Here is a 538-nt window from a genome sequence, read left to right on the forward strand (position 1 = left end):
GACCTGCACAACTGCGACCTGCTAGTTCTCGATGACTTCCTGACCACGCCGGTGGCTCCGCACACAGCGGCGGAGCTGCTCAACATCCTTGCCGCTCGGGAAGGGCGGGGCTCGACTCTGGTGACCTCGCAGTTCGATCCGCCAGATTGGTACAAGTCGCTCCAAGACGCGGTCATCGCCGAGTCGATCCTCAACCGGATCGTCGCCGGCGCCGAGATCATCGCCCTCGACGGCCCGAACATGAGACGACACCTCGCCACGGCAACGCCATAGCGGCCCAGCGGTCGGACGGGTGAACTCCGCTATCCGATACCCGTCCGACCGCTACCCGATCATCAGAACCGCGCTTTCCGAAGGGCGTCCCAAACAAGCCAGGCGCACATCTTGTAGAGCGGGTTGGTCTCGGACGGGTCGTTCCTGCAGGAGTCGATGTACTCGTATCGGCTCACGGTCGCTGCTCCCGCGCGAAGTAAGCCGCTGCTTTTTTCAGGAACGCCGTCTCAGCGCGAAGCTCGGAGTTCTCCCGCTCCAGCTCCTT

The 538-nt window shown here is 63.4% G+C and carries 1 protein-coding gene; it reads left to right on the forward strand.

Annotated features, from left to right (window positions below):
• A partial coding sequence (locus G6021_RS15540; RefSeq protein ID WP_182641680.1) for an ATP-binding protein occupies positions 1-273 on the forward strand: 273 nt, incomplete at its 5' end.
• Positions 274-538: the final 265 nt, after the last annotated feature.

Origin of the sequence: Dietzia sp. CW19 (genome assembly GCF_014145265.1) — a bacterium.
Lineage (GTDB): Bacteria > Actinomycetota > Actinomycetes > Mycobacteriales > Mycobacteriaceae > Dietzia > Dietzia natronolimnaea.